Raw genomic sequence first — 519 nt, forward strand, 5'->3', positions numbered from 1 at the left:
TCAGCGGCCGGTTCTGCCAAGCGGTGATGTCCTCTAATATGTTATCGGTGACTCTTGAGACAAGAGAGCTTGAGATGTCGACATCGTAGAGCTCTTTAATGCTCTCTACGATCTCAGTGGTGGTTTGGCCCTTGGCGTAAAGAAATATGATTTTATCATCGAGACCTGAGATACGGGTTTGATGCTTACTAACGAGTACAGGCTCAAAGCTGCTATCACGGTCTCTTGGGGTAGAGATTTCAAGATCGCCTGTATCACTGCGGACGGTCTTTTTAGTGTGTCCGTTGCGCTTGTTTGGTTTATCTGCTTTCTCATGCTTGGGGTAGCCGAGATGGTCTTCCATCTCAGCTTCTAAGGCAGTATCGATAAAGGATTGCATGAGCTGCTTTTGAAAGTCTTTGATGTCATCGAAGCTTTTCATGCTACCAGCCATCTGCTGGGCCAGTTTTTTAATGTCGTTTTGGTTAGTCATTGCTTATTCTCCTGTTAATGGATTATAAGCAGTTACACAGTTTTTAG

Annotated in this window: 1 protein-coding gene; it reads right to left on the reverse strand. The window is 44.7% G+C overall.

The features are described from left to right. Positions 1 to 472: transposase (locus JMX91_RS13285; protein ID WP_201549632.1), on the reverse strand; the 472-nt coding region annotated here is incomplete at its 3' end. Between the last annotated feature and the right edge of the window lie 47 nt (positions 473 to 519).

This window comes from Psychrobacter sp. Pi2-1 (genome assembly GCF_904846645.1).
GTDB lineage: Bacteria > Pseudomonadota > Gammaproteobacteria > Pseudomonadales > Moraxellaceae > Psychrobacter.